Genomic DNA, 25,120 nt, shown 5'->3' on the forward strand with positions numbered 1-25,120 from the left:
CCACGTTGACTGTCTGCTCCAGTTGTTGAGCCGTCAACGAAAATCACACAGAGTTTGAGGCTATCCGACGGATGTGTCCTGAACAACAGCCCAGGTAACGGAGGGGTTGCGGAATGCGCACAATGTCGAATTATGCGCCCCGCCCGTCACATTTTCGTCAGTTGTCGCCTCGATCGAGGTCTCCAGCTGAGCCGAAGTCGTCATTTCCTGCCTGTTCGGCCAGGAACTTTTCGAACTCTGCGCCGATCTCGTCACCGCTGGGAAGGTCGGCCTCGCCGGCCAGAAGGGACGACTGTTGTTCCTGAGCGGCGACAAAAGTGTCGTATTGACGCTCCAAAGCGTGGACTACAGTCTGAACTTCTTCGTTCCCGGCTATGTGCTCGTTAACCTGTTCCCGAACGCGCGCCGCGGCCTCACCCAGTGCAACCAAGGGCAATTCCAGATCCGAAACCTCGGAAACGTTTTCGAGCAAAGTCTCTGCGGCGCCCGGGTAGTCCGTTTGCGCGAGGTAGTGGGGGACATGCACCGAAAAGCCCATCGCCTCGTGCCCGTGCTGAGACATACGAAGCTCGAGGAGTGACGATGCGCTGCCGGGAACCTGCAGTTCACCTGACCAACGCTGATTGTCCTGGATCAGGTCCTTGTTGGTCGAATGTGCTGTCACACCCAGCGGTCGGGTGTGCGGGATTGCCATCGGAATCGCGTTGAGTCCGATGGTTCGACGCACTCCCAGCTGTTCGGACAACAGACGAACGGCTGTGGTGAACCGCTCCCACTTGAGGTCCGGCTCCATCCCTGCGAGCAGCAGGAACGGCGTGCCGGCCGTATCGCGCAGTGCGTACAGATTGAGCGCCGGAGCGTCGTAATCGGAGAAATGATCGGCCTTGAACGTCATCGTTGGTCGACGTGAGCGGTAGTCGATCAGCTCGTCGACAGCAAACGACGCGACAAGCTCGGTTTCCAGGCTTTCGCGCAGATGCGTCGTCGCCAACTTCACGGCGTGACCGGCGTCGGAGTAACCCTCGAGTCCGTGAATCAGGATCGGTCCCTGGCCGTCGGCAGCCGCCAACTGGGGCGCCGGAAATTCCAGCTCGTACATCCTCGACTGTTCGTCCATCGCAGTCCCCTTCGCTCTTCGGTCTTGATCTCAAGTGTCCACTATCGGCGCACGCTCGACAGCATCGGAGTCAGGTGCCCGACAGCACTGGATCAGACGTTCATCGGTAAGAACACCGAGTCGGTGACCGATCATTCCCGATCCGACGAGACGGACGTTCGCCGAGAGCGAAGCCGAGCGGTATCTTTCGACACTTGGCCTGGGCGTTCGCTAGATGTCGGGTGCGCGGCTTCGGACATGGCAGAGTGGAAGACAAGGTCGGCACGGCCGATTTGTCCGAAATGCATTGGTCGATTGTCGGGATCGGTCGAGGTCGAGTGCGGAGGCTTACATGCGGGTGTGTCCACGATCGTCCAGGCGAGTGGCCGCATGCTCCCTTGCTGCGGTGGCCGCCGTTGCACTACTCGCGGGCTGCTCCGGGTCGGTCCAAGGTGCACCCGTTCCGGACTCCGCGCCGGCGACTGCCGGTGCGACCGACAGCGGCTCGGCGGCGCCGAGTACGACGACTGCACCCAAATCCTCGACGCCGAAATCCACCTCTCCGAAAACGGCGGCACCGTTGTCCGAACTGCTGCTGACTCCCGAGGAATTTCCCGAGCCCTTCGGCGCTGTTGTGCTGCCCCCGCAGGCCGTTCCGATGGCAGCGCCGGATCTAGTCGGCGTCCCACGCGGTGCCACCGTCGATCCATCCGAATGTGAGCCACCGGAACAGGATTACGGTCCGAACGGGACCGTGATGGCGGTCGGGACCGACAATGCGACGAGGGCAACGATTTCGGTCGAACTCACGAAGGTCGATGCACCACTGGACGAGTTCGAAGCGCAAACGCGCCAGTGCCCGTCCATGACGGTCACTGCGAACGGCGTCACCACTACAGTGACGACGGAAATTCTTCCGCCGTCGCCGATCGATGCCGACAAGACGATGTCACTTCGCCGCACCGTCGTGTCCCCCAAAGCCGCAGCCGGCGATCAGACGATGCTGACATTGATCGCGCAGGTCGGCGACGTACGGGTAGCAACAACACTGATGACGTTCGGTTCTGCGACGCCCTCGACGGCACCTCTGGATCAAGCGTTCACCGCAGCCGTACAGAAGGTCAAAGCAGGCAAGTGATTTCGCAGCACACGGGTCCGACACAGAGCGGACCTTTTCGGTGCGGCGCGATCATTCGTCCCCAACTGACTCGATAATCCACAGACGAATTCGGCGTCGCTGTTTTCCCTGGTCGAGCGGATGGCGGCATCGGGGCGATCGACGAGGGTCTGTGCATGACCACATCACCTCTTCCAGGAGAATTCGAATTCTCCGACGACGACCTGGCCCTTTTCGGACGCGTTGAACGTGTTTCCGATCCAGGCGAATTGATCGCGGCAATACCCGCCCTCCTGGGATTCCATCCGTCCAACTCCGTCGTTGCGCTGTCTTTGATGGGCGCTTCCGCCTCGACGCTCGGCCCGGTAATGCGACACGACTACTTTCCCAGCGTCAAGGGAAAGCCTGCGAGGCAGATGAGCGCGGCGCTGCGCCAGTTCGCCGCCGTGTGTGACGGGGAAGGGGCGCGTGCGGTCGTTCTCGTGGTGATCACCGATTGCTCGACAGCTGAAACTCTCATCGACGAAACCATCGAGCTGGCCGAGGTATTCGAAGACATGCTCGGCGGAACCTGCGTCGAGCTGGCTGACGTATTGTGCACGGCCGCAATAGAATCCGGCCAGCCGTGGACGAGCGTCACGCGTTCGATTCACCGCGGCACCCTGCCAGACCCGGCATCTTCATCGGTCGCGGCGGCGCAAGTGTTGGGCGGGAGGGTCATTCGCCGTTCGCGCGAGGAACTGGTCCGGTGGGTACACGGTGCCGCTCGTAATCACGACGCGATTGCCCGACTGATCGCGAGCCGCCGAGAATCGAGTGAGTACAGCGGGGGATCAGGCCGTGATGCAGCAGTTCAGCGCCGGGTCGATCTGGTGTTGGAACATGTCCGCCGTGTGGAGGCGGGCACTTACTACCCTGACCCGCAGGAATGCGCCGATCTGGTGGTCGCTTTGACGGACGTTCACGTGCGCGACGTGGTGTTGGGTCTGGCGATCACGTCGGTTGCCGCACATGCCGAGCAATTGTGGCTCGTACTTACCCATGAAGTACCGTCTCCCGAACGAGCTTGGCCGGCAACACTTCTCGGGTTCTTTGCATACGTGCGCGGCGACGGGCCCCTGGCAGGTGTTGCGCTGTCGGCCGCTCTGTCGGCCGATTCGGAACATACCTTGGCCGGATTGCTGGATTTATCGCTCCAATCCGGTGTGCACCCCGATGGGATCCGTGACCTTGCGGCCGTCGGATTGTCCATCGGGGAATCGCTCGGAATTGCCGGCTTGCCGCCGGCGCTGCCGAGTGGAAGCTAGCGAGCAGCGTGTGAGCGGTCGCCCAGATCCTGGAGGAACTGCCATGCATCGGCGACTATGACGTCGAGATCGGTACGCGTGGGCGTCCAACCCAACTCGGCAATCGCCTTGTCGCTCGATGCGATCAGTACGGCCGGATCACCCAGCCGTCGTGAGGCGTCTTCGACGTTGATCGGCAGGCCGGTGACCCGCGCACAGGCAGCGATCACCTCGCGCACGCTGAAGCCGGCACCACTTCCGAGGTTGTAGATGCGGTGCTCGCCGGGAACCGAGGATTCGAGCGCCAGCAGATGCGCTTCGGCGAGGTCAAGCACGTGTATGTAGTCGCGTACCGCGGTGCCGTCCGGCGTGGGCCAGTCGGTTCCGAATACCGAGATCTTGTCTCGCTGCTCGAGTGCGACCTGAAGGACGAGCGGAATCAGGTGGGTTTCGATCACCCGGTTCTCGCCGGCGGACTTGTACGCACCCGCGACGTTGAAGTAGCGCAAGCTGGTAGCGCCGAGGCCGTGGGCGATCGAGTACGAGGTGATCGCATGATCGATCGCGAGCTTGGTCGCGCCGTACGGATTCGTAGGGCGGGTCGGAGCGGTTTCCACGATGGGGGACTGCTCCGGCTCGCCGTACGTCGCGGCGGTGGAAGAGAACACGAGCCGGGGAGTGCCGGAGACACGAATCGCCTCGAGCAGTTCGATGGTCGTGACGACGTTTCCGCGCCAGTACTTTTCGGGGTGCAGCACGGATTCGCCGACCAGCGACTGCGCAGCGAAGTGAAGTACGCCGTCGAAAACCGGTGAACCCGCACTGCCGAGGATGTCGGCGGCCAGCGCCCCCACATCCCCTTCGATGAACTCGGCACCGGCAGGCACCGCGTCGGCATTTCCGGTGGAGAGGTCGTCGATGACGACAACTTCGTGTCCACGCTCGAGCAACACAGTGCTGCACACACTGCCGACGTAACCGGCGCCGCCGGTGACCAGGAGTTTCATCTAGTTCCTCAGACCTGCTTGACCTGAACGGCGTGAGCCATTTCCTCGGACAGGTCGAACCCGCTGTGACCCGGCACGATGATGGTCACCGAGCCCGGACGGGTTTCGACCGTCACCCTGGCGTCGGGAACGACGCCGGCGTCACGCAGCTGCGCGATCACCTCGGGATCGGACTGCACGTGCTCGGCGAGTCGCCGAACGACCACAGCTGTCTGTGCGCCGTGCGGAATATCGGTCAGGCGCACCAACGTTTCGGTGGTGGCAACCGGGCCGTCGAGTCCCAACTGGTCCAAGCCCGGAATCGGGTTGCCGTATGGCGACGTCGTGGGGTTGTTCAGAACGACGACGAGTCGACGCTCGACCTCCTCGCTCATCACGTGCTCCCAACGGCATGCCTCGGCATGTACGTCTTCCCATTTGAGACCGATGACGTCCACCAGTAGGCGCTCTGCCAACCGGTGCTTACGCATGACAGAGATCGCGAGATCGCGACCCTTGTCGGTGAGTTCCAGATGTCGATCGCCGGCGACCATCAGCAAGCCGTCGCGCTCCATACGCGCAACTGTCTGGCTGACGGTGGGTCCGCTCTGTTCGAGCCGTTCGGCGATCCGCGCCCGGAGTGGGACTACGCCCTCTTCTTCCAAGTCGTAGATCGTCCGGAGATACATCTCCGTGGTGTCGACTAGATCCTTCACACTCAACCCCTTCGTCAGTTGATCATTCTACCGTTCAGTTCGTGGTTCCGGTGCCGCCTCCACTGCGGCGAGTCCAGCGCGTGTCCGAATTGGATTCGTGTCACTCGATCTCGGTCTCCGAAGCGGGCCGCGAGTGTGGTGTGCGGCACGAAACGAGAAGGAAGTAGCGTGATCCCATGACCGCGTCGATCAGATCTGACGGGGACCCCGCGGCGTCTCGAGCGAATCGAGTCGTGGTGTGGAGTCCGGAGTACCTGAGCTATCGGTGGAGCGCCGATCACCCGATGAATCCCACTCGCCTCGATCTCACGATGGCACTCTCGCGAAGCCTCGGACTTCTCGAGGGCATCGAATTTCTCGAACCGAGCGCCGCGTCCGATGCCGACCTCCTCAGAATCCACACACCGGCATATCTTGCAGCGGTCAAAGACGCGGGTAACTCTGCGAACAACGGTGTGAGCGGCCAGGATGTTCCCCACGGGCTCGGTACCGAGGACAACCCGGTCTTCCCGCACATGCACGAAGCAAGTGCGATCCTCGCCGGCGGCTCGCTGGCCGCAGCGCAGGAAATCGCTTCGGGACGTACGCGACGCGCGGTCAGCATCGGCGGCGGCATGCACCACGCGATGGCGGATTGGGCTTCGGGATTCTGCGTCTACAACGATGCGGCTGTGGCGATTTCGTGGCTGCTCGACAACGGCTACGACCGCATCGCCTACATCGACGTCGACGCTCATCACGGCGACGGAGTGCAACATGCGTTCCTCGGGGACCCCCGGGTGCTCACGGTCTCGCTGCATCAGCACCCGGCAACCTTGTGGCCGAACACCGGATGGTCGAGCGAGGTCGGCGACGGGGCCGCTGAAGGCACTGCAGTGAACATCCCGGTGCTTCCCGGGACCGTCGACGCGTTGTGGCTGCGCGCATTTCACGCCGTCGTCCCGGGAGCCATTGCAGCCTTCCGCCCGCAGATCATCATCAGCCAGTGCGGAGTCGACTCGCACCGCGAGGACCCGCTCGCGGACCTCGCTCTGACCGTCGACGGCCAGCGAGCAGCGTTCCTGGCAATGCGCGATCTTGCCGACCGCTACTCCGAGGGCCGGTGGCTGGCAGTCGGCGGCGGCGGATACGGACTGGTTCGCGTCGTGCCGAGGGCATGGACTCACCTGATCGCTGCCGCGCTCGATCGCGAGGTCGACGTCGACACAGCTGTGCCTGACGAGTGGAAGGAATCGACGAAGCTGCGAGCGCCGAGCGTCGACCTCCCGCCGACCATGGGCGACGGCGGAGATGTCGCATACACCCCGTGGGACGGCCCGGGTGGTACACCGGAGACAGGTGTCGCCTCGGTAGATCGTGCACTCACCCGAATCGACTCGGCGATCATCGCCACACGCCGCGCTTCGTTCCCGCTACTCGGACTCGACCCGGAGGATCCCCGTGACTGAACAGTCCGATACCGATGCCGGCGGCGCGAGCGACCAGGCGCCGAACACCGACCCCGCTCACACCTATCCCCATTCGTGGGTAGTCGATGTTCTCGCCTCCGACGGCGGCGCGGTGGCGTTGCGACCCATCGTTCCCGAGGACGCGGACAAGCTCGTCGAATTCCACGGCAAACTCTCCGAGCGGACCCGGTACCTGCGCTACTTCGGCCCGTACCCCACGATGTCGGCGCGCGACGTGAAGAATTTCACGACGGTCGACCACCACAACCGCGTCGCCTTCGTGATGATGCTCGGCGACGAGATCATCGCGGTGGGTCGCTACGAGCGACTCCTCGACGTCGGTGACGGAAAGTCTGCCGAGGTCGCCTTCGTCGTCGCCGACGCACACCAGGGGCGCGGCCTCGGCCCGATCCTGCTCGAATACCTGGCAGCAGCAGCGGCCGAGAACGGCCTGACGATGTTCGTCGCCGAGGTCCTGTCCGAGAACCGCAACATGGTGACGGTGTTCCGTGAGGCGGGGTATCAGGTGAGCCGCTCGTTCGACGGTGGCGTGCTGCGCCTCGAATTCGCGATCGACCCAACGGAAGCGCTTGTTTCAGTACGTAATTCGCGTGAGCGGGCAGCTGAGGCCCGCAGCATGGGAAACGTGCTGAGTCCACGATCGGTGGCAGTGATCGGCGCATCAGCGGACCCCGCCAAGGTGGGTAACGCGGTGTTGACCAACCTGCTGCGCGGCGGATTCACCGGACCGGTCTACCCCGTCAACGCGGAGCATCGTTCGGTTCACGGGGTGCGGGCGTACCCAACTGTTCGCGACATTCCTGACGACGTCGATCTCGCCGTCGTGGCTGTACCTGCAGAATCGATCAATTCGGTACTCGACGACTGCCTCGACAAGGGCGTCAAAGCGCTGGTGGTGGTCTCGTCGGGCTTCAGCGAGAGCGGTCCGGACGGACGCTCGTCCGAACGCAAACTGGTCCATGCAGCACGCGCTCACGGAATGCGCCTCATCGGTCCGAATGCACTGGGAGTGGCGAACAACGACCCCGCGATCTCGTTGAATGCGACTCTCGCGCCGGTCTTGCCGGTGGCAGGCAACGTGGGTTTCTTCTGTCAGTCCGGCGCGCTCGGTATCGCCATTCTCGACGAAGCCGCGCGCAGCCGAATCGGGTTGTCCGCCTTCGTTTCTGCCGGCAACCGTGCGGACGTCTCGGGCAACGACCTTCTGCAGTACTGGGATTCCGACCAGTCCACCGAAGTGGTCCTTCTCTACCTGGAGAGCTTCGGCAACCCACGAAAGTTCTCCCGGATCGCCCGTCGAGTTGCGCGGAAGAAGCCGATCGTCGCGGTCAAGAGCGGTCGGCACGCGGTTCCGCCGGTTCTCGCCGCCACCGGAGTGGAGATCGACGATTCCATCGTCCGCGCCCTCTTCGAACAGGCGGGCGTCATCCAGGTCGGCTCCATTTCACAATTGTTCGACTGTGCCTTGCTCTTCGGATACCAGCCGTTGCCGGCCGGTCCACGGCTTGCTGTCATCGGCAACTCGACCGCGCTCGGTGTCCTTGCCGCGGACGCTGCCCGCAGTGAAGGTTTGCAGGTCAGCGACCCGGTCGACCTTGGTGCCCAGGCGAGTCCGGAACTGTTCGCCGCTGCCGTGCGCGACGCGTTGGCGTCGTTCGACGTCGATGCCGTCATCGCCGTCTTCGTTCCTCCGGTTGCCATTCCGGTCGAGCCGTTCGCGAAAGCGCTCAAAGACGCCGTCGCCGGCTCGGACAAGCCGATTCTCACGACGTTCCTCGCAGCCGAGGGAGTGCCGGACGTCCTGGCGGTCCGCGACGAAGTCGGAAACCCGACCCGCGGTTCGGTGCCGTCCTACCCGGGGCCGGAGCGCGCCGCACTGGCGTTGGCGAGGGCCTGGCGTTACGCGGAGTGGCGCAGCAAGCCTGCGTCGAAGGTTGTTCGCCCCGCGGGAATCGACTCCGAACGAGCCCAGAAGATGGTGGCCGCCTGGCTTGAAAACTCGCCTGGCCGTTGGCTTTCGGACGTCGAAGCAGCAGCTCTTCTCGAGTGCTACGGGGTTGCAGTCGTCGAATTCCGTTCGGTCCTGAGCGAAGACGAAGCTGTAGAGGCAGCGGATGCTGTCGGCTACCCGGTCGCGGTCAAGGCAACCGGCGAAATGTGGCGCCACCGACCGGATCTGGGCGGCGTCAGGCTGGATCTGAGTGGACCTGAATCGGTGCGCCTCGCTTACCGAGATCTTGCGGCCGCGTCGGGTGAACCGCTGCTGCACGTGCAGAAAATGGCAACCAAGGGCATCGGGTGTGTGGTTGGTGTCCAAGACGACCCGTCGTTCGGTTCGCTGATCTCGTTCGGTCTCGCCGGTGTGATCTCCGATCTCCTCGGGGACCGTGCCTATCGCGTACTGCCGCTCACGGAAGACGCTGCTACGGAGTTGATCGACGCACCCAAGGCAGCGCCGCTGCTCTCCGGATATCGAAATGCCGTTCCGGTCAACAAGGGTGCCTTGGTCGATCTGGTCCAGCGGATCTCGGCGCTGGCCGACGACATTCCGGAAGTCCGCGAACTGGCCTGTGAGCCGGTACTTGCTTCGGCTACCGGCGCGGAGATCACCGATTCGCGAGTACGCATCGGGCCCGAGCCGAGCGCAATCGACCTGGGGCCCAGGCGTCTGCGGTAGGTACAACGAACAACACCGGCCATCGCACATTCCCGAGGGGGAGGGAATAAGCGATGGCCGGTGCTTTGTGCGGTGCGTCAGCGCGAGTGGTGTGGCGCGCTGACGCACGTGCTGTGTTGTTTGATCAGCTCGCGTAGGAACGCAGTTTCTCGGCGCGATCGCCGACGCGGAGCTTGCCCATGACCTCACGCTCGATCTGACGAACCCGCTCACGCGAGAGGCCGAAGAGCTTGCCGATCTGATCGAGTGTGCGAGGCTGGCCGTCGTCGAGACCGTAGCGAAGTCGGATGACCTGCTGCTCGCGCTCGTCGAGCGTCCCGAGCACGCTGCGCACATCGCTGTGCAGCAGACCGGCGATGACGGCGTTCTCCGCCGAAGTCGCCTCGGAATCTTCGATGAAGTCGCCCAAGGGAGCTTCTTCGTCGTTGCCGACTGGCATGTCCAGGCTTACCGGGTCGCGACTGTGGTCGAGCAGGTCCGCGATCTTGTGGGCGGGAATGCCCGACTCTTCGGCCAACTCGTCGTCCGTCGCTTCGCGGCCGAGCTGCTGGTGCAGTTCGCGCTTGATGCGGGCGAGCTTGTTGACCTGCTCCACGAGGTGGACTGGGAGCCGGATGGTGCGGCTCTGATCAGCCATTCCGCGGGTGATCGCCTGACGGATCCACCAGGTGGCGTACGTCGAGAACTTGAAGCCCTTGGCGTAGTCGAACTTCTCCATGGCACGGATGAGTCCGAGGTTGCCTTCTTGAATGAGATCGAGGAGCGGCATTCCGCGGCCGGTGTAGCGCTTGGCCAGCGACACGACGAGTCGCAGGTTCGCTTCCAGGAGGTGGCTACGCGCCGACTGTCCCTCGCGAACGATCGTTGCGAGATCCCTCTTCTTGGCGGCTGTCAGGCGCTTTCCCGTGGCAAGGACGTGGCTGGCGTACAGCCCCGCTTCGATTCGCTTCGCCAGTTCGACCTCGTCTGCTGCTGTCAGCAGTGCAGTACGACCGATCCCGTTCAGGTAGACGCGGACCAGGTCTGCGGCCGGGCTCTGGGCGTCCAGATCTGCGGCGCTCGGACGAATGCGAGTAGTGGTGCTGGGGCTTGTCATGACTTGCCTCCCTATCGGCGGTCTCTCACACAGTTCAACGTGTGAGAGTTCCGGGAAAGTTCCCGCGCCGATTTCCGCTAAAACGCCGTGACCTGCAGTTATTTCCCAGTCGTCCTGAGAAGTTGCTGAGAACACAAAAATCTGCAACTCACCGGGAACTCAGTTCGTGACGGGAAGCACCAACCCGTGCCGGACAAGCGAGACCAGCAATGTGACGACGGCCTCACGTAGCTGGTCCGGGTCTTCGCCGTTCGCCGCGGCGAGAAGTTCGACCAGTTCGTCGACCACCAGTCCGTCCGCTCGGAGCCCGGCCAGCAGCGCAGCACCGAGCTCGTCGATCTCGTGCTGCCAGTGCGGTCCGTTGCCGCGGTGCACACGCGTGACCACTTGCTGCCATCCCTCGTCGCCGGGGAGGTAGACGCGTTCGAGAGCCGTGTCCGGATCGAGGACGAATCGCTCCTCGAGGACGTCGTGTTCACGCAACCAGGCAAGACGGTCGAAGTAAGCGAGCGCCTCGGCCCCGAGCGGGTCCGAGAAGCCGTGCATGAGGTCCTCGGCCATCAGGTCGGTGGGGGAGTCGGTGCGGCGAAGGAACACGAAACCGAAGCCGACGCCCTCGACATCGGCTTCTTCGAGGTGATCCAGCCAGGCGTTTGCTCGCGATGCCGATTCCGGATCTCGCGGATCCTGCCCGCCGTCTTTGAGCCACGTGCCGACGTACAGAGCTGGGTCCGCCACGTCGCGCTGCACCACCCAGGCGTCGACGCCGTGCGCCGGCAGCCATGACGCGATCCGCGAACGCCAGTCCTGTCCTTCGATGTGCACCCACGAGGCCAACAGCGCTGCCGTGCCGCCGGGGTTCAGATAGTCGATCGAGCGCGAGATCATCAATTCGCTCGCACCGTCGAGATCGAGGCCGGAATCGCGGTACGTGTGATGGACGCGTGCCTCGCCGACGACAAACGGGGGATTGGCGACCACCTGGTCGAAGGTTCGACCCTCGACGGGTTCGAACCAGGACCCCTGAAGCAGTTCGACGTCCAGTCCGTTGAGCGCCATGGTTGCGGCCGTGAGGTCGACGGCGCGTTGATTGATGTCGGTTGCGGTGACCGAATCCGCGTATGTGTTCGCGTGCAGGGCTTGGATGCCGCATCCCGTACCGAGGTCGAGCACGCTGCCGACCTTCGCGGTGGGCGTGGCCTGCAGCAAGGACAGTGACGCATGTCCGACTCCCAGCACGTGATCGGCCGTGGCCTTCTTGGGACGGATTCCGCCGTCGAGATCCGAGATCACCCAACGGTCGCCGTCGCCGACGTCGATGGGGCGAAGATCGACCGCGGCCCGCACGAGCGGATTCTCACTGTCGAAGTTTTCACCTTCGAGCAGGCCGGCGTCGACGCACTGCGCAATTGTCAGCGGAGTCAACGCCGCGGCGACGTCGCCTGCCGGGCAATCATCGGCGAGAAGGAACAGTCTGATGAGAACGCCCAGGTCCCCGAGTTCTCGGGTGGCGCGGCGCACGGGTACCGGCTCACTTCGGCCGAGAGCGGCGTGAACTTCGGGACCCAATGCCTCGAGCATGGTTCCCGTGTCGAATCGATTGCGAAGCAGGGCCTCACGCAGCGCAGGGGTGATGGACAGGAGCGTTTCGCTTCTCACCCCGTCATTCTCGCAGGCGGAACTTGTCAGCCTTCGATGGTGTGGTGCGTCGCGGATTCGATCTCGCCTGCGGTCTTCGTTCGTCCGTCGTATCGGCTCGGTTCGTCCTTGGTGCGCGGTGGTCGGTCGTTGGCGATCAGGACGGCGATCCAGGGAAGCGGAATGGATGCACCGATGATGAGCATCGAGATCCAGGCGTTGGCCCAGATGCCGTACGCGATCGCCGCGAGGATCAACGCCGGGAACCGGAAGGACATGATGATCATGTACTTGCGCACTCGGGCTTTGTGCTGTTCTTCGACGGACTTCTGCGCTTCGGTGATCAGTACGGGATTATCGGGAGTCCCGGCCTCGTCGGACCTGCCGAACGCGCCATTTCGTGCCATGACTCCACTGTTCCACTCTCGGCCGACAATTGCACACGACCCGTGGGTCGCACCGCTGTGACGGAGACGGCATTATTGGAGGGGTGAGCACTCAAACCAAGGAACGTCCCGACGTCTCCACCGACGAAACGACCGACGACGACACCCCGAAGTTCTTCCACTACGTGAAGAAGAACAAGATCGCCGAGAGCGCCGTCATGGGAACCCATGTCGTCGCGCTGTGCGGCGAGGTGTTTCCCGTGACGAAGTCCGCCAAGCCGGGATCGCCGGTGTGCCCGGACTGCAAGAAGATTTACGAAGGACTCCGTAAGGGCGACTGACCTCGGGTCACGCGCGCGGGAGTACTTCCGGAGCTCGGCGGATCGACAGCCTCGATGCAGTCGGCCGCCGGGCTCTTCGCGTCTGCGTGCGGTTCATCGCAGGGATCTTGGTCGACGCACGAGTTCTGGCGCGACTCCGTTTGTCTGCTGCGGGGCCGCCCGTACGAGGGGACCGTGGCCGGATCCGCTTTGTCGCCCGAGATGCGGATCGGGCTGGTGGCCAGGTGCCAGGTCAGGTTGGTGACCGGACCGGTCTCGTCGTCGGTGTTCTGAGCCGCAAGCCACTCTCGCATCTGCTCCATCCGAGTGGCACGAGCCGGCCAGAACTCCTGAACCGTCGCGTTGAACTCGGCGCCGAGGACGACGGCAAAACCGAGGAAGAACGTGAAGAGCAGAAAGGCGATCGGCGTTGCCAGTGCGCCGTACGTGTAGCCGGTGCTGGTGACAAATCCCAGGTACCAGCGCAATCCGGTACTGGCGGCCATGAAGAACACACCGGCGACCAGCGCGCCCGCGAGCAGCCGATGCCACGGCAGCGACTTCGGTAGAGCGACTTTGTAGAGCGTCGTGAGGCCGATGATCACCAGCAGACCGACAGCGGGGTAGTAGAACGTGTCGACCAGATTCGAGCCGACCACGTACCAGGAGGCCGGCAGTGCTCGCCCGACGAGCGTCGGCCCGAGAGCTACCAGCGGCAGGATGAACACAGCCATCACCAGGAACATCACGTAGAGCAGCAGGGCGAAGATGCGCTGCCAGATGGGATTGCGCGCATCCTGCTGACCGTGTGCTTCCACGATCGAGTCGACGAACGTACTGATCGCCGACGATCCCGCCCACAGGGAGAGCAGGAAGCCCACCGAGATGATCTCCGGTCGTCCGCGCTGAAGGACGTCCGTCACCGTCGGGCGGATGATCTGGTCGACGACGCTTTCGCTGAAGATCGTTCCGCTGAACGTGACGATCTTGGATTCGATGATCTCGACGGTGTTGGGTCCGAACCACCCACCGATGTAGCCGATCATTCCGAGAAGGCCCAGAAGCAGGGGAGCCAGTGACAGCGTTTGCCAGAACGCGGCCGTCGCCGCCTTTCCGAAGATGGAATCGTCCCAGGCCTTGCTCAGTGTGCGACCGATCAACTGCCCGGTGCGGCGTAGCGGATGCCATCTGCGGTGGTGCAGATCACTTCCGCTCGACTTCTCGCCTCGCGCTTCACTCATGATGTCTCCAGCATCCCTGACGACACACCCGGTTGCCCAACCATGGCGCCGACGTGTCGCACATTTCTGAGACAATTCGCGTGCAGGTCGGCAGGATGCGAGAGCAGCGAAACCTCGCCGGCCGGAGTGAGAACGGCCATGAGTACGCGCTTCGAGTGCGGCTTTCGTCGGTGGCGGCGGCTAGGCTCGTCGCCGGACATTGATGAAAATTCGAGGAGCGCGAGACAACAGTGCGATTCCAGTGGAGGCGCGGCCTATGACGTCTGAGACCGTGGCAGCCGAGTTCGGCAATTCGCCCGAACCCGCCGGAGCTCAATCCGCGGGAACCCAACCTGGCGCCCCTACCGGTTCCCTTCGTGCATGGCAGCGCCGTGCACTGACCAAGTACCTCTCCAGCAGTCCGCGTGACTTTCTGGCGGTCGCAACGCCGGGAGCAGGTAAGACCACCTTCGCTCTGCGGGTAGCTTCGGAATTGCTCCGTGACCGGACGGTCGACCAGATAACCGTCGTGGCGCCGACCGAGCACCTCAAGCACCAGTGGGCGGAGTCCGCTCAGCGATCCGGCCTGGCATTGGACTCGCGGTTCTCCAACTCGACCGGCCAGACCTCGAGTGACTATCACGGCGTCGTGCTGACCTACGCCCAGGTTGCCTCGCACCCGTCGAAGCACCGTGTGCGCACCGAGGGCCGCAAGACGCTGGTCATCCTCGACGAGATCCACCACGGCGGCGATGCCAAGAGCTGGGGTGACGCCATTCGTGAGGCGTTCGGCGACGCGACCAGGCGTCTCGCACTGACCGGAACTCCGTTCCGCAGTGACGACAGTGCCATTCCTTTCGTCGAGTACGAGCCGGACAAGGAAGGTCTGCTCCGCTCGAAAGCCGATCACTCCTACGGATATTCGGATGCCCTCAAGGACGGCGTGGTTCGCCCCGTCGTGTTTCTCGCCTACTCGGGCGAGGCACGGTGGCGAAACAACGCCGGCGAGGAATTCACCGCTCGGCTCGGCGAGCCGCTGAGCGCCGAGCAGACGACTCGGGCATGGCGTACGGCCTTGGACCCTGCCGGCGACTGGATTCCTGCCGTGCTGCAAGCAGCAGACACCCGTTTGGCGCAGCTGCGCAGTACGGGTATGCCCGATGCCGGCGGACTTGTCATCGCGACGGACCAGACAGTGGCCCGCGAGTACGCGAAGGCCTTGACAGCGATCACCGGCGAACAGCCGGCCGTCGTGCTGTCCGACGACCCCACCGCGTCCAAGCGAATCGCCGAATTCGGTGCGAGCGACCAGAAATGGATGGTCGCGGTCCGCATGGTGTCCGAGGGCGTCGACGTTCCCCGTCTGGCGGTCGGTGTGTACGCGACCAGCGCGTCGACCCCGCTGTACTTCGCTCAGGCGATCGGGCGCTTCGTGCGTTCGCGTCGTAAGGGCGAAACTGCCAGCGTCTTCCTGCCGTCGGTGCCGGTGCTTCTCGACCTTGCTGCACAGCTCGAGGCTCAGCGTGACCACGTACTCGGCAAGCCGCATCGTGAGAAGGACGGCCTCGAAGACGACCTGCTCGCCGATGCGAACAAGCAGAAGGACGAGCTGGGCGAGGAGGAGAAGGCGTTCACGTCCCTGGGCGCCGATGCCGAACTCGACCAGGTGATCTACGACGGATCGTCCTTCGGTACCGCGACATTCGCCGGAAGTGACGAGGAAGCCGACTACCTCGGTCTGCCAGGCCTACTCGACGCCGATCAGATGCGGGCATTGCTGCGTCAACGCCAGCAGACACAGGTCGAGGCCAACTCGGCCAAGGCCGCCGCACCGCAACCCACGGCGGCAGTGGTATCCGATCGAGCGGCCACGGCAGATCAGCTCGGAGCGCTCCGCAAGGAGCTGAACGGGTTGGTGGCGATGAACGTTCACCGCACCGGCAAACCACACGGCATCATTCACGCGGAACTTCGCCGAGTGTGCGGAGGCCCGCCGACGGCCATCGCGACTGTCGATCAGCTGACCGAGCGCATCGCGATCCTACGCAGCTGGTAGCAGCCGATACCGGTCCCGCACGCTTCGCGTGCTTGCGGCCCCGGAACGGCAGAACGGGCGATCACAGTGAATGTGATCGCCCGTTCTGGCGTTCATGGCGCGCCTCGTGAAGAGGCCACCCCCGGCTGACAGGTCAGATTGCGGGTTCGCTTTCGGAGACGACGGCATTCATCTCGCGAAGTCGATCCGCGTGTTCGGTTGCGTGGTGTCCGCAGAAGAGAAGCTCGCCGCCGGTGGGAAGCACGGCGCGTACGCGTGCTCCGGCACCGCACCGGTCGCACCGGTCGGCAGCGGTCAACTGTGGGCTGGTCAGTGTTCCGGGCATGACTCCTCCGTACTGGCTTTGCGGCATTCGGGCCGCGTGCCTGGGGCCTGGTCCGCCGCGTCGGAATGGCGCGGTAGATCCACTCTTACAGACGTTTGGGGTTTACGGGTTGTTCCCGAAGGCGTTTCTTAGTGTTGTGTCTCACTGGAAATGCGCTGGGCAGGCATTCTCGGGTGAAGATTGTTCGCTGACAGCTGATTCGAATCGCCGACCTCAGCCCGATATTCTGGGCGGATGAACCCGGGACGCGAACCACTTGTCGACGAGAGCGTCGAGTTGCTCCACATGTGCACGCGCGAGGAATGGGCGCGGGCACAACAGCACGGCGAACGTATCCCCGACGGATTCGAGGCGGAGGGATTTGTTCACATGTCGACTCCGGCGCAAGTTCATCTCCCGGCGAATCGGATCTTCGCCGGCCGCGACGACATAGTCCTTCTCGCCATCGATCCGGCCCTGCTCGGTGGTCAGGTCAAGTACGAACCGGGCGTCCCTTCTGACCCGGAATCGATGCGATTCCCGCATCTGTACGCCCCGATTCCGGTCGCAGCCGTCACCGCTGTCGTCGAGTATCTTCCGGACGAGAACGGCGTGTTTTCGCCGGTTCGGTAGGTCGCCGGTTCGCTCGCCGCGAAGTGCTCCCGGCGGATTGTGGCCCTCACGCGATGCAGGTCGCCGATCGGCGCTACCGTTGGTATATGAACGTAGAAGTCACCCCACTACCGGGGATCGGGACGCGCAAGGATTTTGTTCTGTCTTCCGGTCGTCGCGTGGGTGTCGTCACCCATCGGGACGGTCATACCGACCTCATCGTGTCCAAGGCAGACGACCCTGACGCGTGTGCTGCCTCGCTGCCTCTGACCACAGAGGAAGCGGCAGCGCTCAGCAATCTCCTGGGTGCCCCACAGCTCGTTGCGCAGCTCGAAGAAGAGCACCGTGACCTTCCGGGCATTCGAACCAAACAGCTCTACATCAAGGACGGTTCGCGCTACGACGGGCAGACCCTCGGGGACACCGGCATGCGCACGCGTACCGGAGTCTCCATCGTCGCCGTCATGCGTGCCGGACAGGTCAGCCCGTCCCCGAACCCCGACTTCACCTTCACCGGGGGAGATCTTCTCGTAGCAGTCGGAACGCCGGACGGTTTGGCCGCAGCGGCAAAAATCTTGGCCAACGGCTGACTGGCGCGTGGACACAACCACCCTCGCACTGATCGAACTCGGCGCGGTCTTCTTCGCGCTCGGACTGCTCGGACGGCTCGCTGCTCGCGTGGGGATGTCGCCGATCCCGTTCTACCTGATCGGCGGCCTGTGCTTCGGACAGGGCGGTTTCATCCAACTCGGAGACATCGGCGAGTTCTCCCATCTGGCAAGTGAGATCGGGATCGTCCTGCTCTTGTTGCTGTTGGGGCTCGAATACACCGCGGCCGAGCTCGTGACCGGTCTCAAACGCTCACGCGTAGCGGGCATCGTCGACATCGTCCTCAACGCGACTCCCGGCGCGGTGGTCGGCTTGATTCTCGGCTGGGGCGTCGTGGGGGCGACGGTCATGGCCGGCGTCACCTACATCTCGTCTTCGGGAATCATCGCCAAGGTGCTCAGCGACCTGGGGCGCCTCGGTAACCGCGAAACACCGGTCGTGCTGTCGATTCTGGTGTTCGAAGACCTGGCGATGGCGCTGTATCTGCCGATTCTGACCGCGATGCTTGCGGGCGTCAGCTTCATGGGCGGGCTCGAAGCGGTCGGGATCTCGTTGTTGGTCATCACCGTGGTTCTTGTTGTGGCCCTGCGATACGGGCGGTACGTCTCCGCGCTCCTGGACAGTCCCGACAGCGAGACGCTCCTGCTCAAGCTGCTCGGTGCCGCACTGTTGGTTGCCGGCATCAGTTCGGCGATGCAGGTGTCGGCGGCTGTGGGCGCGTTCCTCCTCGGGATCGCGATCTCGGGGTCGACGGCGCACAATGCCAGTCGCGTGCTCGAGCCCCTTCGAGATCTGTTCGCTGCAATGTTCTTCGTGGTCTTCGGTCTCAACACCGATCCCAGTTCCATTCCGCCCGTCCTCGGGTGGGCTGCGATCCTGGCCGTCGTCACCGCGATCACGAAGCTGATCACCGGCGCCTGGGCGGCCAGACGTCAGGGTGTCGCGCGAATGGGTCAAGCGCGCGCCGGTGCCGCCCTGATCGCCCGCGGTGAGTTCTCCATCATCATCGCCGGGCTGGCGGTGTCCGCGGGTGCGGTCGACGCCGAACTGGCGGCATTGGCAACGGCTTACGTGCTCCTGATGGCGGTCATCGGTCCAGTGGCGGCAAGAGTTATCGAACCGGTTGCCTCGTTGTACATCAAGGTTCGTACGAAGTCCTGATTGCGGCCCTATTCTGTCCGGATGTCGAACAGAATCGCCCGTCCCGCCGCGACAGTCCTGTGCGCGGTGATCCTCTCGTGCGGTCCGGTGCCGGCGCTCGCCGGGGGAATACCCGCGCTCGAACAAGCCGGACCTGCAGCTGCGCAGGTTGCCGCAGACCGATCGCTGCATCTCGAGGGTGCGTCGAACGCGCGTGACATCGGCGGCTACGTCACCGAGGAGGGGCGGACCGTTCGGTGGGGGAAGGTGTTTCGCTCGAATGCCCTCGACAAGCTGACGCCGTCGGATCTCGCGTCGTTGAGCGAACGCGGAGTGGAATCGGTGGACGACTTCCGCACGGTCGTCGAACGGACGCTCTCGCAAGACCGCATTCCGAACGGGGCACGAACCAACTGGTTCGACGTCATCGGAACCAACCCCGCCAACCTCCCGGCCCTGGTGGACATGCCCACGATGTACGCGTTGATGGCGACCGATCCGGGGGCGAGCCGCGCATTCCACGATGCTCTGGTGAACGTCGCGAACACCGAGGGTGCAGTCCTCTACCACTGCTCGGCGGGCAAGGACCGTACCGGCTGGATGACTGCGGTTCTTCTGACCCTCCTCGGCGTGAGCCGCGCCGACGTGAACGCCGACTACATGCTCAGCAACCAGTACCTCACCGGACCTCGCACCGGGAGTGCGTTCATCGACGGCGTCGAACAGTCGTGGCTGGACACGTCTTTCGCCACGGTGGATCGGGTGTACGGCAACTTCGACAACTACGTCCGGGACGGCCTGCAGTTGAGCGACGGGGACATCGCACAACTCCGGGACACACTCTTGGCCTGAGGCGGCAAACGAAGAAGAGCCGCTCTCCGGAAATCCGGAGAGCGGCTCTTCTGCGTATAGCTGGTGTGACTAGTCGAGGTAGTCGCGCAGAACCTGCGAACGCGACGGGTGGCGCAGCTTCGACATCGTCTTCGATTCGATCTGACGGATACGCTCACGCGTGACGCCGTAGACCTGTCCGATTTCGTCTAAAGTCCTCGGCTGGCCGTCGGTGAGGCCGAAGCGCAGGCGAACCACGCCGGCTTCGCGCTCGGACAGCGTCTCGAGTACCGACTGCAGCTGATCCTGCAGCAAGGTGAACGAGACGGCGTCGACTGCGACAACAGCTTCGGAGTCCTCGATGAAGTCACCGAGCTGGCTGTCGCCCTCGTCGCCGATGGTCTGGTCGAGAGAGATCGGCTCACGCGCGTACTGCTGGATTTCCAGCACCTTCTCCGGCGTGATGTCCATTTCCTTGGCAAGCTCTTCCGGCGTGGGCTCACGGCCCAGGTCCTGGAGCAGCTCACGCTGGATACGGCCGAGCTTGTTGATGACCTCGACCATGTGCACCGGGATGCGGATGGTGCGAGCCTGGTCGGCCATCGCACGGGTGATGGCCTGTCGGATCCACCACGTGGCGTAGGTCGAGAACTTGTAACCCTTGGTGTAGTCGAACTTCTCGACTGCACGGATCAGACCGAGGTTGCCTTCCTGGATGAGGTCCAGGAACGCCATGCCGCGGCCCGTGTAGCGCTTGGCCAGCGAGACGACCAGGCGAAGGTTGGCCTCGAGGAGGTGGTTCTTGGCGCGGTTGCCGTCGCGGCAGATCCAGCTCATGTCGCGTCGCTGAGCCGCAGGCAACTTCTCGCCCTTGTCAGCAAGATCCTGCATGATCTGCACGGCGTAGAGGCCGGCCTCGATGCGCTTGGCCAGTTCGACTTCCTCTTCGGCGTTGAGGAGTGCGACCTTGCCGATCTGCTTGAGGTAAGCGCGAACCGAGTCGGCGGACGCCGTCAGTTCGGCGTCCTTGCGTGCCTGGCGAAGAGCCTCGGACTCTTCCTCGTCCCAGACGAAGTCGCCGGAAGCCTTGTCCTTCTCGGACGGCTCTGCAGCGGTCTCTTCGTCTTCGCCGACTGCTACGACCTCGACGACATCGGACTCGACCTCGGCAAGGTCGCCGTCCGTGATGTCGATGTCTTCCAACTCGACATCGCCGTCTTCGGCATCAGGATCGCCGGCCTTCTTGGGACTGGCCTTCTTAGCTGCTGCCTTCTTGGCCGGAGCTTTCTTGGCCGGAGCCTTCTTTGCTGCTGCCTTCTTGGCGGGAGCCTTTTTCGCCGGAGCCTTCTTGGCTGCCGGAGCGGTGACGGTGGCCGCCTCCACGGCTGGAGATTGTGGCTCTGACTCTGATGGAGAATCAGCAGTCTGACGTGTATCGGTGGCTGCCACGTACGCCCTTTCGTGACGGTGTCGTGCGGCGTCACGCCAGAGTGGTGATCCGGCGGAGAGGTCAATGGTTGTTGGCCGGCGCGCAGCCGGACTTCACCATTGTAACGACTCTCAGGAAACTCTTACGTCACGGCGGGCCGTAACAGGTAGATTTTCCGCTTTTCACGTGCGGGTTTTCTCATCCGGCGACGGGGGCCGGCCTGGTCAGTCCGACTGACGCGAGCGCAGCTCCGGCGATTCCCGCGGTGTTGAGGAGGGTGGCGGGGACGACCTTCGTGCGGTTGGTCAGGTGCGGAATCCACTTCTCGTGCTTGCGGCTGATTCCGCCTCCGGCGATGAAGAGATCAGGCCACAGCAGGTTCTCGAAGGTGGTCAGAACTCGGGAGACCTCGACCGCCCACTCCTTGTAGCTCCAGTCCTTTTTTTCCTTCACCGACGACGCCGCTCGATGCTCGGCTTCCTTGCCGTCGACCTCGAGGTGGCCGAACTCGGTGTTGGGCAACAGAACTCCGTTGTGCAACACGGCAGATCCGATTCCGGTGCCGAAGGTCAAGAGGATCACGACGCCGGAGGTGTCCTTGCCCGCTCCGAACGAGTCCTCGGCAATTCCGGCGGCGTCGGCGTCGTTGAGGACGGTGACTTCGCGCCCGCCCAGGGCCTTGCCGAAGAGCGCGGCCGCGTCGGTGTCGATCCAGGACTTGTCGATGTTCGCGGCGCTGCGCGCGACGCCGCCGGTCACGACAGCGGGCAACGTGATGCCGACCGGCCCGGTCCACTTTGCCTGCTCGACGATCTCGGCCACAGTGCCCGCGATCGCATCGGGAGTGGACGGCTGCGGGGTCAGGATCTTGATGCGGTCACCGATCATTTCCCCGGTGCTCAGGTCGATCGTGCCGCCCTTGACGCCGCTGCCGCCGACGTCGATCCCGAAACCTGTGGTTGTCATCGTCCTGCGCTCCTGAGTGTCGAATTCGAGGTCACGATCTACCGTTGCAAACACTAACCCGAACAAGGACTCGGGCGCGTGCGACTCCAGGCGTTCGAGTGGTGCCCCTCGGTAGAGATGTGTTGCGATGGTCCGGTGCGCCCTTCAGAAAGAACGTTGCCCGACTTTTCCGCCGATTCTCTGGACCCCGCACAATTGCGGGCAGTTGCCGTAGCCGTCGCCGAACGCGCAGCCGAACACGTCCGCGTGCGTCGGCCCGAGGTATTCGGCCTGGTGGGTTCCGGTGCCTCCGAGGGTGGTTCGGTTGCTGCAAAGAGCACGCCGACCGATCCCGTCACGGTGGTCGATACTGAAACCGAACAGGTGATTCGCGACCTTCTGGCGCAATTGCGCCCTGCAGATTCGATCTTGGGTGAGGAAGGTGGCGGAGACACCGACGATTCCGCGGGAGTTCGATGGGTTGTCGATCCCATCGACGGCACGGTGAATTTTCTCTACGGAATCCCCGCGTTCGCCATTTCGGTGGCCGTACAGATCGACGGGATCTCAGTGGCCGGGGCTGTCGTCGACGTGTCGCTGGAAACAACGTATTCCGCGCACCGGGGCGGCGGCGCAACCATGGCCACGGCCGACGGCGTCGTCAGCGAACTGCACGCCAATGAGGTGACCGAACTGTCAATGGCTTTGTTGGCCACCGGTTTCGGCTACGGAGCGGATCGCCGAAAGGTGCAGGGCACCTTGATCGGGCAGATCCTGCCGCAGGTTCGCGACATCCGACGCATCGGTTCGGCTGCTTTGGATCTGTGCATGGTTGCCACCGGCCGGGTCGACGCTCACTTCGAGCACGGGCTGAGTCCGTGGGACTGGGCCGCGGGCTCCCTGATCGCTTCCGAAGCGGGCGCCGTGATCAACGTCCCGGCGCCCAATTCCACGTCGGCCGACGGAGATGTCGTCTATGCGGTGGCTCCGGCGATCGCCGAGCAGTTCGCGCACATGCTCAGTTCGATCGGCGCAGATCAGCCGATTCCGAGCTGAGGCCGAACCGGGTTTGTCAGCAGCGTGCCGTGCGCGCTGCTTTGAGCAGTGCGATGTCCATCGGAGCGACTTCGGCGTTTGCGGGCTGCTCGGCCAGAGCATGCAGGATCGCGGTGGCGTCGGTGTTGGGGGTCAGGGCGCCCTTGTTGTAGGTGCCGAGAGCCAGGTCGACGGTGTCGTCGCCGCGGCCGTCCTGGACCAGTTCGGCGCAGGGGGCGACCAGCCAGACGGAACTGGCGGCGGCGAGGCCGTTCGCTCCGAAGCGGATCTGACCCTGGCACTCCATGTTCTGGTCGACGTAGACGGGGTCGTTTCCGACCTGGACGTCCGGCGCGCTGGAGAAGCCGAACTCGCTCAGTTGCGCTGCCACCTGGGCGGCCTGACCGTGTTCGCCGTTGGCGTTGAACACACGAACCTTGGTGGCCGCCAGGGGAGCGGGATCCACGTCGAGCAGCTTCGAACGGTCGACGACGGTTCCCAGCGGTAGTGGCGCCGCTGCCGAGGGATCGGAGGAAGGCTGCGGGAGGTTGCAGGCGACGGTGTCACTGACTTCTGCCTCGGCGCTCAGGATGCGGACCCACAAGACACTGCCGATCAATGCGAGTACCGCGAACACGGCGATCACCGGCCACGCGCGCCGACGGCGGAACGGACGTCCCTGGTCATCGGTAGAGCTGCCTTCGGTGATCAGAGAAACCACGGTATCCCTCGACTTTCTTGACGAAACTTCTACTTCGCCATCGGGCCGAGCGGCGCCGGCATGACGTTCGGTGCCTACCTTAGAGGGCTTGTGTGACGACACAGCCGAGGCGCGGCTCGACGCGTCGGGCCGCTGGCGATCGCCCAACGGTAGTTGGGCAACTAGCGGGCAGTTTCTACCCGGATCCGGTCTGAAAATGTCGCCGAAAGGTCACAGCTTGCTCTTGCCTTGGTGACAATTCGCAGTCATTTTTCGGAAATTTCCGATTCGGTTACTACTTTCGTGCTCACGTCGGCTACTGTCTGGCGGCCCAGGTCGTTCAACTGGGCATCGGCCGGACGCCGAAATGACAACCAAATGAGGCGCAGATCACGTTCTCGGAAGGAACTTCCGGGCACTAATTCCAGTCCTGCAGCGTTATGCAGCGACAGGGAATGATCTGGATGCCACGGCGGTTTCCATGCGCATCAAGGATCTACCGGATTCTCGGCGCACACGGGACCGGGATACACGAAGAGGATGGGGTAGACGAGATGGCAACTGACTACGACGCACCGAGGCGTACAGAGTCCGACGAGGTTTCGGAGGACTCTCTCGAGGAGCTGAAGGCGCGACGCAACGAAGCGCAGTCAGCCGTCGTCGACATCGACGAGACGGACACCGCGGAGTCCTTCGAGCTGCCGGGTGCCGACCTTTCCGGCGAGGAACTCTCGGTTCGAGTTGTTCCGAAGCAGGCAGACGAGTTCACGTGTTCGAGCTGCTTCCTGGTTCATCACCGCAGCCGCCTGGCCAGTGATGCCAACGGACAGCTCGTATGCATGGACTGCGCTGCCTGATCTCCCTTCCCGGTGGTCGACCCGTCAGCTCGCGGGTCGACCAAGGGTCGGGAAGTACTGCTTTGCTGTGACCGCGCTGGTCAGCGATCCAGCGCAGCCAGCAGATCAGCGGGACGACGTGTGCTCACCAGCCAGTACGGCGTGGGATCCTCCGGGTCGTCGAGCACGATCAACACCATTGTCTTGACCCATGGGCGATGTTGGACGAACGCCGACGGATCGAGTTGGCGCCCCATCGCCGCACTCTTTGCGGAAGCCGGCACTGCTGCAGCCCGCGAAATCAGTTCGACCGGCAGGTGGGCTCGACCCACGTGCAGTTCTTTCACCCCTGCTGTCTCCACCACCTCGACGCGCATCCGGCTGAGCCAGAATGCCGCCCAGATCGGGATGGGGAGCAGCACGACGTACGCCAGGTACGAGAGAAGCCCCGGGCGGCCCATGTGGACCTCGGCCGCGAGGAGTCCGGCTACGGCCAGCCCGGCGATCCACCACCAGATCGGCACCCACAAGCGCTCGGAGAACAGCGTCGTGGACGGGGGCGTTGTGGTGGCGACGTCAGGTCGAGATGTTTCGGGCACCTGTCAAGGATAGTCCG

The 25,120-nt window shown here is 63.7% G+C and carries 24 protein-coding genes; 12 read left to right on the top strand and 12 right to left on the bottom strand.

Features of this window, described 5'->3' with window-relative positions; genetic code table 11:
• Nucleotides 1-157 precede the first annotated feature (157 nt).
• Complete coding sequence (locus tag RE4_RS09540) at nt 158-1,117, bottom strand: proteasome assembly chaperone family protein (RefSeq protein WP_060938490.1); 960 nt, start codon at nt 1,115-1,117, stop codon at nt 158-160.
• Between the two features lie 361 nt (nt 1,118-1,478).
• Between RE4_RS09540 and RE4_RS09545 the strand changes: the two genes are divergently transcribed.
• Together RE4_RS09545 and RE4_RS09550 are read left to right on the top strand one after the other, a co-directional pair.
• Nucleotides 1,479-2,234 carry a sensor domain-containing protein gene (locus RE4_RS09545; protein ID WP_060938491.1) on the top strand — a complete coding sequence of 252 codons (756 nt, stop codon included), beginning with the start codon at nt 1,479-1,481 and terminating at the stop codon, nt 2,232-2,234.
• Nucleotides 2,235-2,389: 155 nt separating this feature from the next.
• Nucleotides 2,390-3,520 carry a DUF4192 domain-containing protein gene (locus RE4_RS09550; RefSeq protein ID WP_060938492.1) on the top strand — a complete coding sequence of 377 codons (1,131 nt, stop codon included), beginning with the start codon at nt 2,390-2,392 and terminating at the stop codon, nt 3,518-3,520.
• Here RE4_RS09550 and galE read toward each other — a convergent pair.
• Together galE and RE4_RS09560 are read right to left on the bottom strand one after the other, a co-directional pair.
• Nucleotides 3,517-4,506, bottom strand: a complete 990-nt coding sequence (gene galE, locus RE4_RS09555) for a UDP-glucose 4-epimerase GalE (protein ID WP_029255256.1) — start codon at nt 4,504-4,506, stop codon at nt 3,517-3,519. The genes RE4_RS09550 and galE overlap by 4 nt on opposite strands.
• Before the next feature lie 8 nt (nt 4,507-4,514).
• Nucleotides 4,515-5,201, bottom strand: a complete 687-nt coding sequence (locus tag RE4_RS09560) for an iron-dependent transcriptional repressor DtxR (protein WP_003942150.1) — start codon at nt 5,199-5,201, stop codon at nt 4,515-4,517.
• Nucleotides 5,202-5,377: 176 nt separating this feature from the next.
• On the opposite strand from RE4_RS09560, the gene RE4_RS09565 reads away from it, so the two are divergent.
• The gene (locus RE4_RS09565) at nt 5,378-6,649 is read left to right on the top strand and encodes an acetoin utilization protein AcuC (RefSeq protein ID WP_019748234.1); all 1,272 of its coding nucleotides are present in this window, start codon (nt 5,378-5,380) and stop codon (nt 6,647-6,649) included.
• Nucleotides 6,642-9,347, top strand: coding sequence for a bifunctional acetate--CoA ligase family protein/GNAT family N-acetyltransferase (locus RE4_RS09570; RefSeq protein ID WP_060938493.1), 2,706 nt, complete (start codon nt 6,642-6,644; stop codon nt 9,345-9,347). The genes RE4_RS09565 and RE4_RS09570 overlap by 8 nt, the downstream gene beginning before the upstream one ends.
• 124 nt (nt 9,348-9,471) lie before the next feature.
• Here the strand turns inward: RE4_RS09570 and RE4_RS09575 are convergent, their stop codons facing one another.
• The 3 genes from RE4_RS09575 to RE4_RS09585 form a co-directional block, all read right to left on the bottom strand.
• Nucleotides 9,472-10,443: a sigma-70 family RNA polymerase sigma factor gene (locus RE4_RS09575; RefSeq protein ID WP_060938494.1), complete on the bottom strand. Its 972-nt coding sequence runs from the start codon at nt 10,441-10,443 to the stop codon at nt 9,472-9,474.
• Between the two features lie 159 nt (nt 10,444-10,602).
• Nucleotides 10,603-12,102 (bottom strand): DUF7782 domain-containing protein, encoded by a 1,500-nt coding sequence (locus RE4_RS09580; protein ID WP_019748236.1) that lies wholly within the window; start codon nt 12,100-12,102, stop codon nt 10,603-10,605.
• Between the two features lie 26 nt (nt 12,103-12,128).
• Nucleotides 12,129-12,488, bottom strand: a complete 360-nt coding sequence (locus RE4_RS09585; protein ID WP_020907555.1) for a DUF3099 domain-containing protein — start codon at nt 12,486-12,488, stop codon at nt 12,129-12,131.
• A gap of 83 nt (nt 12,489-12,571) precedes the next feature.
• Here RE4_RS09585 and RE4_RS09590 point away from each other — a divergent pair, with 83 nt between their 5' ends.
• A complete protein-coding gene (locus RE4_RS09590) occupies nt 12,572-12,808 on the top strand; it encodes a DUF3039 domain-containing protein (RefSeq protein ID WP_003942602.1) in 237 nt (78 codons plus the stop codon).
• Here the strand turns inward: RE4_RS09590 and RE4_RS09595 are convergent.
• On the bottom strand, nt 12,781-14,028 hold the full coding sequence (locus RE4_RS09595) for a YihY/virulence factor BrkB family protein (protein ID WP_019748238.1): 1,248 nt from the start codon (nt 14,026-14,028) through the stop codon (nt 12,781-12,783). The genes RE4_RS09590 and RE4_RS09595 overlap by 28 nt on opposite strands.
• Before the next feature lie 256 nt (nt 14,029-14,284).
• Between RE4_RS09595 and RE4_RS09600 the strand changes: the two genes are divergently transcribed.
• Nucleotides 14,285-16,063 carry a DEAD/DEAH box helicase gene (locus RE4_RS09600; protein ID WP_020907558.1) on the top strand — a complete coding sequence of 593 codons (1,779 nt, stop codon included), beginning with the start codon at nt 14,285-14,287 and terminating at the stop codon, nt 16,061-16,063.
• A gap of 133 nt (nt 16,064-16,196) precedes the next feature.
• Here RE4_RS09600 and RE4_RS09605 read toward each other — a convergent pair whose 3' ends face one another.
• A complete protein-coding gene (locus tag RE4_RS09605) occupies nt 16,197-16,388 on the bottom strand; it encodes a DUF7455 domain-containing protein (protein ID WP_003942643.1) in 192 nt (63 codons plus the stop codon).
• 234 nt (nt 16,389-16,622) lie between these two features.
• On the opposite strand from RE4_RS09605, the gene RE4_RS09610 reads away from it, so the two are divergent.
• The 4 genes from RE4_RS09610 to RE4_RS09625 all read left to right on the top strand — a co-directional run bounded on the left by RE4_RS09610 (nt 16,623) and on the right by RE4_RS09625 (nt 19,580).
• Nucleotides 16,623-17,000: a DUF952 domain-containing protein gene (locus RE4_RS09610; RefSeq protein ID WP_020969495.1), complete on the top strand. Its 378-nt coding sequence runs from the start codon at nt 16,623-16,625 to the stop codon at nt 16,998-17,000.
• A gap of 86 nt (nt 17,001-17,086) precedes the next feature.
• Nucleotides 17,087-17,569, top strand: a complete 483-nt coding sequence (locus tag RE4_RS09615) for a cation:proton antiporter regulatory subunit (RefSeq protein ID WP_021344116.1) — start codon at nt 17,087-17,089, stop codon at nt 17,567-17,569.
• A gap of 7 nt (nt 17,570-17,576) precedes the next feature.
• Nucleotides 17,577-18,749: a cation:proton antiporter gene (locus RE4_RS09620; protein WP_003943778.1), complete on the top strand. Its 1,173-nt coding sequence runs from the start codon at nt 17,577-17,579 to the stop codon at nt 18,747-18,749.
• Between the two features lie 21 nt (nt 18,750-18,770).
• A complete protein-coding gene (locus tag RE4_RS09625) occupies nt 18,771-19,580 on the top strand; it encodes a tyrosine-protein phosphatase (RefSeq protein ID WP_047888402.1) in 810 nt (269 codons plus the stop codon).
• Nucleotides 19,581-19,649: 69 nt separating this feature from the next.
• On the opposite strand, the gene RE4_RS09630 is transcribed toward RE4_RS09625, so the two are convergent.
• Together RE4_RS09630 and ppgK are read right to left on the bottom strand one after the other, a co-directional pair.
• Nucleotides 19,650-21,074, bottom strand: coding sequence for an RNA polymerase sigma factor (locus tag RE4_RS09630; RefSeq protein ID WP_370333980.1), 1,425 nt, complete (start codon nt 21,072-21,074; stop codon nt 19,650-19,652).
• Between the two features lie 112 nt (nt 21,075-21,186).
• Entirely contained in the window at nt 21,187-21,954 is a 768-nt protein-coding gene (ppgK, locus tag RE4_RS09635) for a polyphosphate--glucose phosphotransferase (protein WP_007732834.1), read from the bottom strand.
• Nucleotides 21,955-22,110: 156 nt separating this feature from the next.
• On the opposite strand from ppgK, the gene RE4_RS09640 reads away from it, so the two are divergent.
• On the top strand, nt 22,111-22,989 hold the full coding sequence (locus RE4_RS09640) for an inositol monophosphatase family protein (protein ID WP_021344118.1): 879 nt from the start codon (nt 22,111-22,113) through the stop codon (nt 22,987-22,989).
• 16 nt (nt 22,990-23,005) lie between these two features.
• On the opposite strand, the gene cei is transcribed toward RE4_RS09640, so the two are convergent.
• Nucleotides 23,006-23,689, bottom strand: a complete 684-nt coding sequence (gene cei, locus RE4_RS09645; protein ID WP_003942618.1) for an envelope integrity protein Cei — start codon at nt 23,687-23,689, stop codon at nt 23,006-23,008.
• A 533-nt stretch (nt 23,690-24,222) separates the two neighbouring features.
• On the opposite strand from cei, the gene RE4_RS09650 reads away from it, so the two are divergent.
• Nucleotides 24,223-24,525: a DUF4193 domain-containing protein gene (locus tag RE4_RS09650; RefSeq protein ID WP_003942593.1), complete on the top strand. Its 303-nt coding sequence runs from the start codon at nt 24,223-24,225 to the stop codon at nt 24,523-24,525.
• Nucleotides 24,526-24,605: 80 nt separating this feature from the next.
• Here RE4_RS09650 and RE4_RS09655 read toward each other — a convergent pair whose 3' ends face one another.
• Nucleotides 24,606-25,103, bottom strand: a complete 498-nt coding sequence (locus RE4_RS09655; protein ID WP_019748248.1) for a DUF3093 domain-containing protein — start codon at nt 25,101-25,103, stop codon at nt 24,606-24,608.
• Nucleotides 25,104-25,120: the final 17 nt, after the last annotated feature.

It is taken from the genome of Rhodococcus erythropolis NBRC 15567 (genome assembly GCF_001552595.1).
Lineage (GTDB): Bacteria > Actinomycetota > Actinomycetes > Mycobacteriales > Mycobacteriaceae > Rhodococcus_F > Rhodococcus_F erythropolis.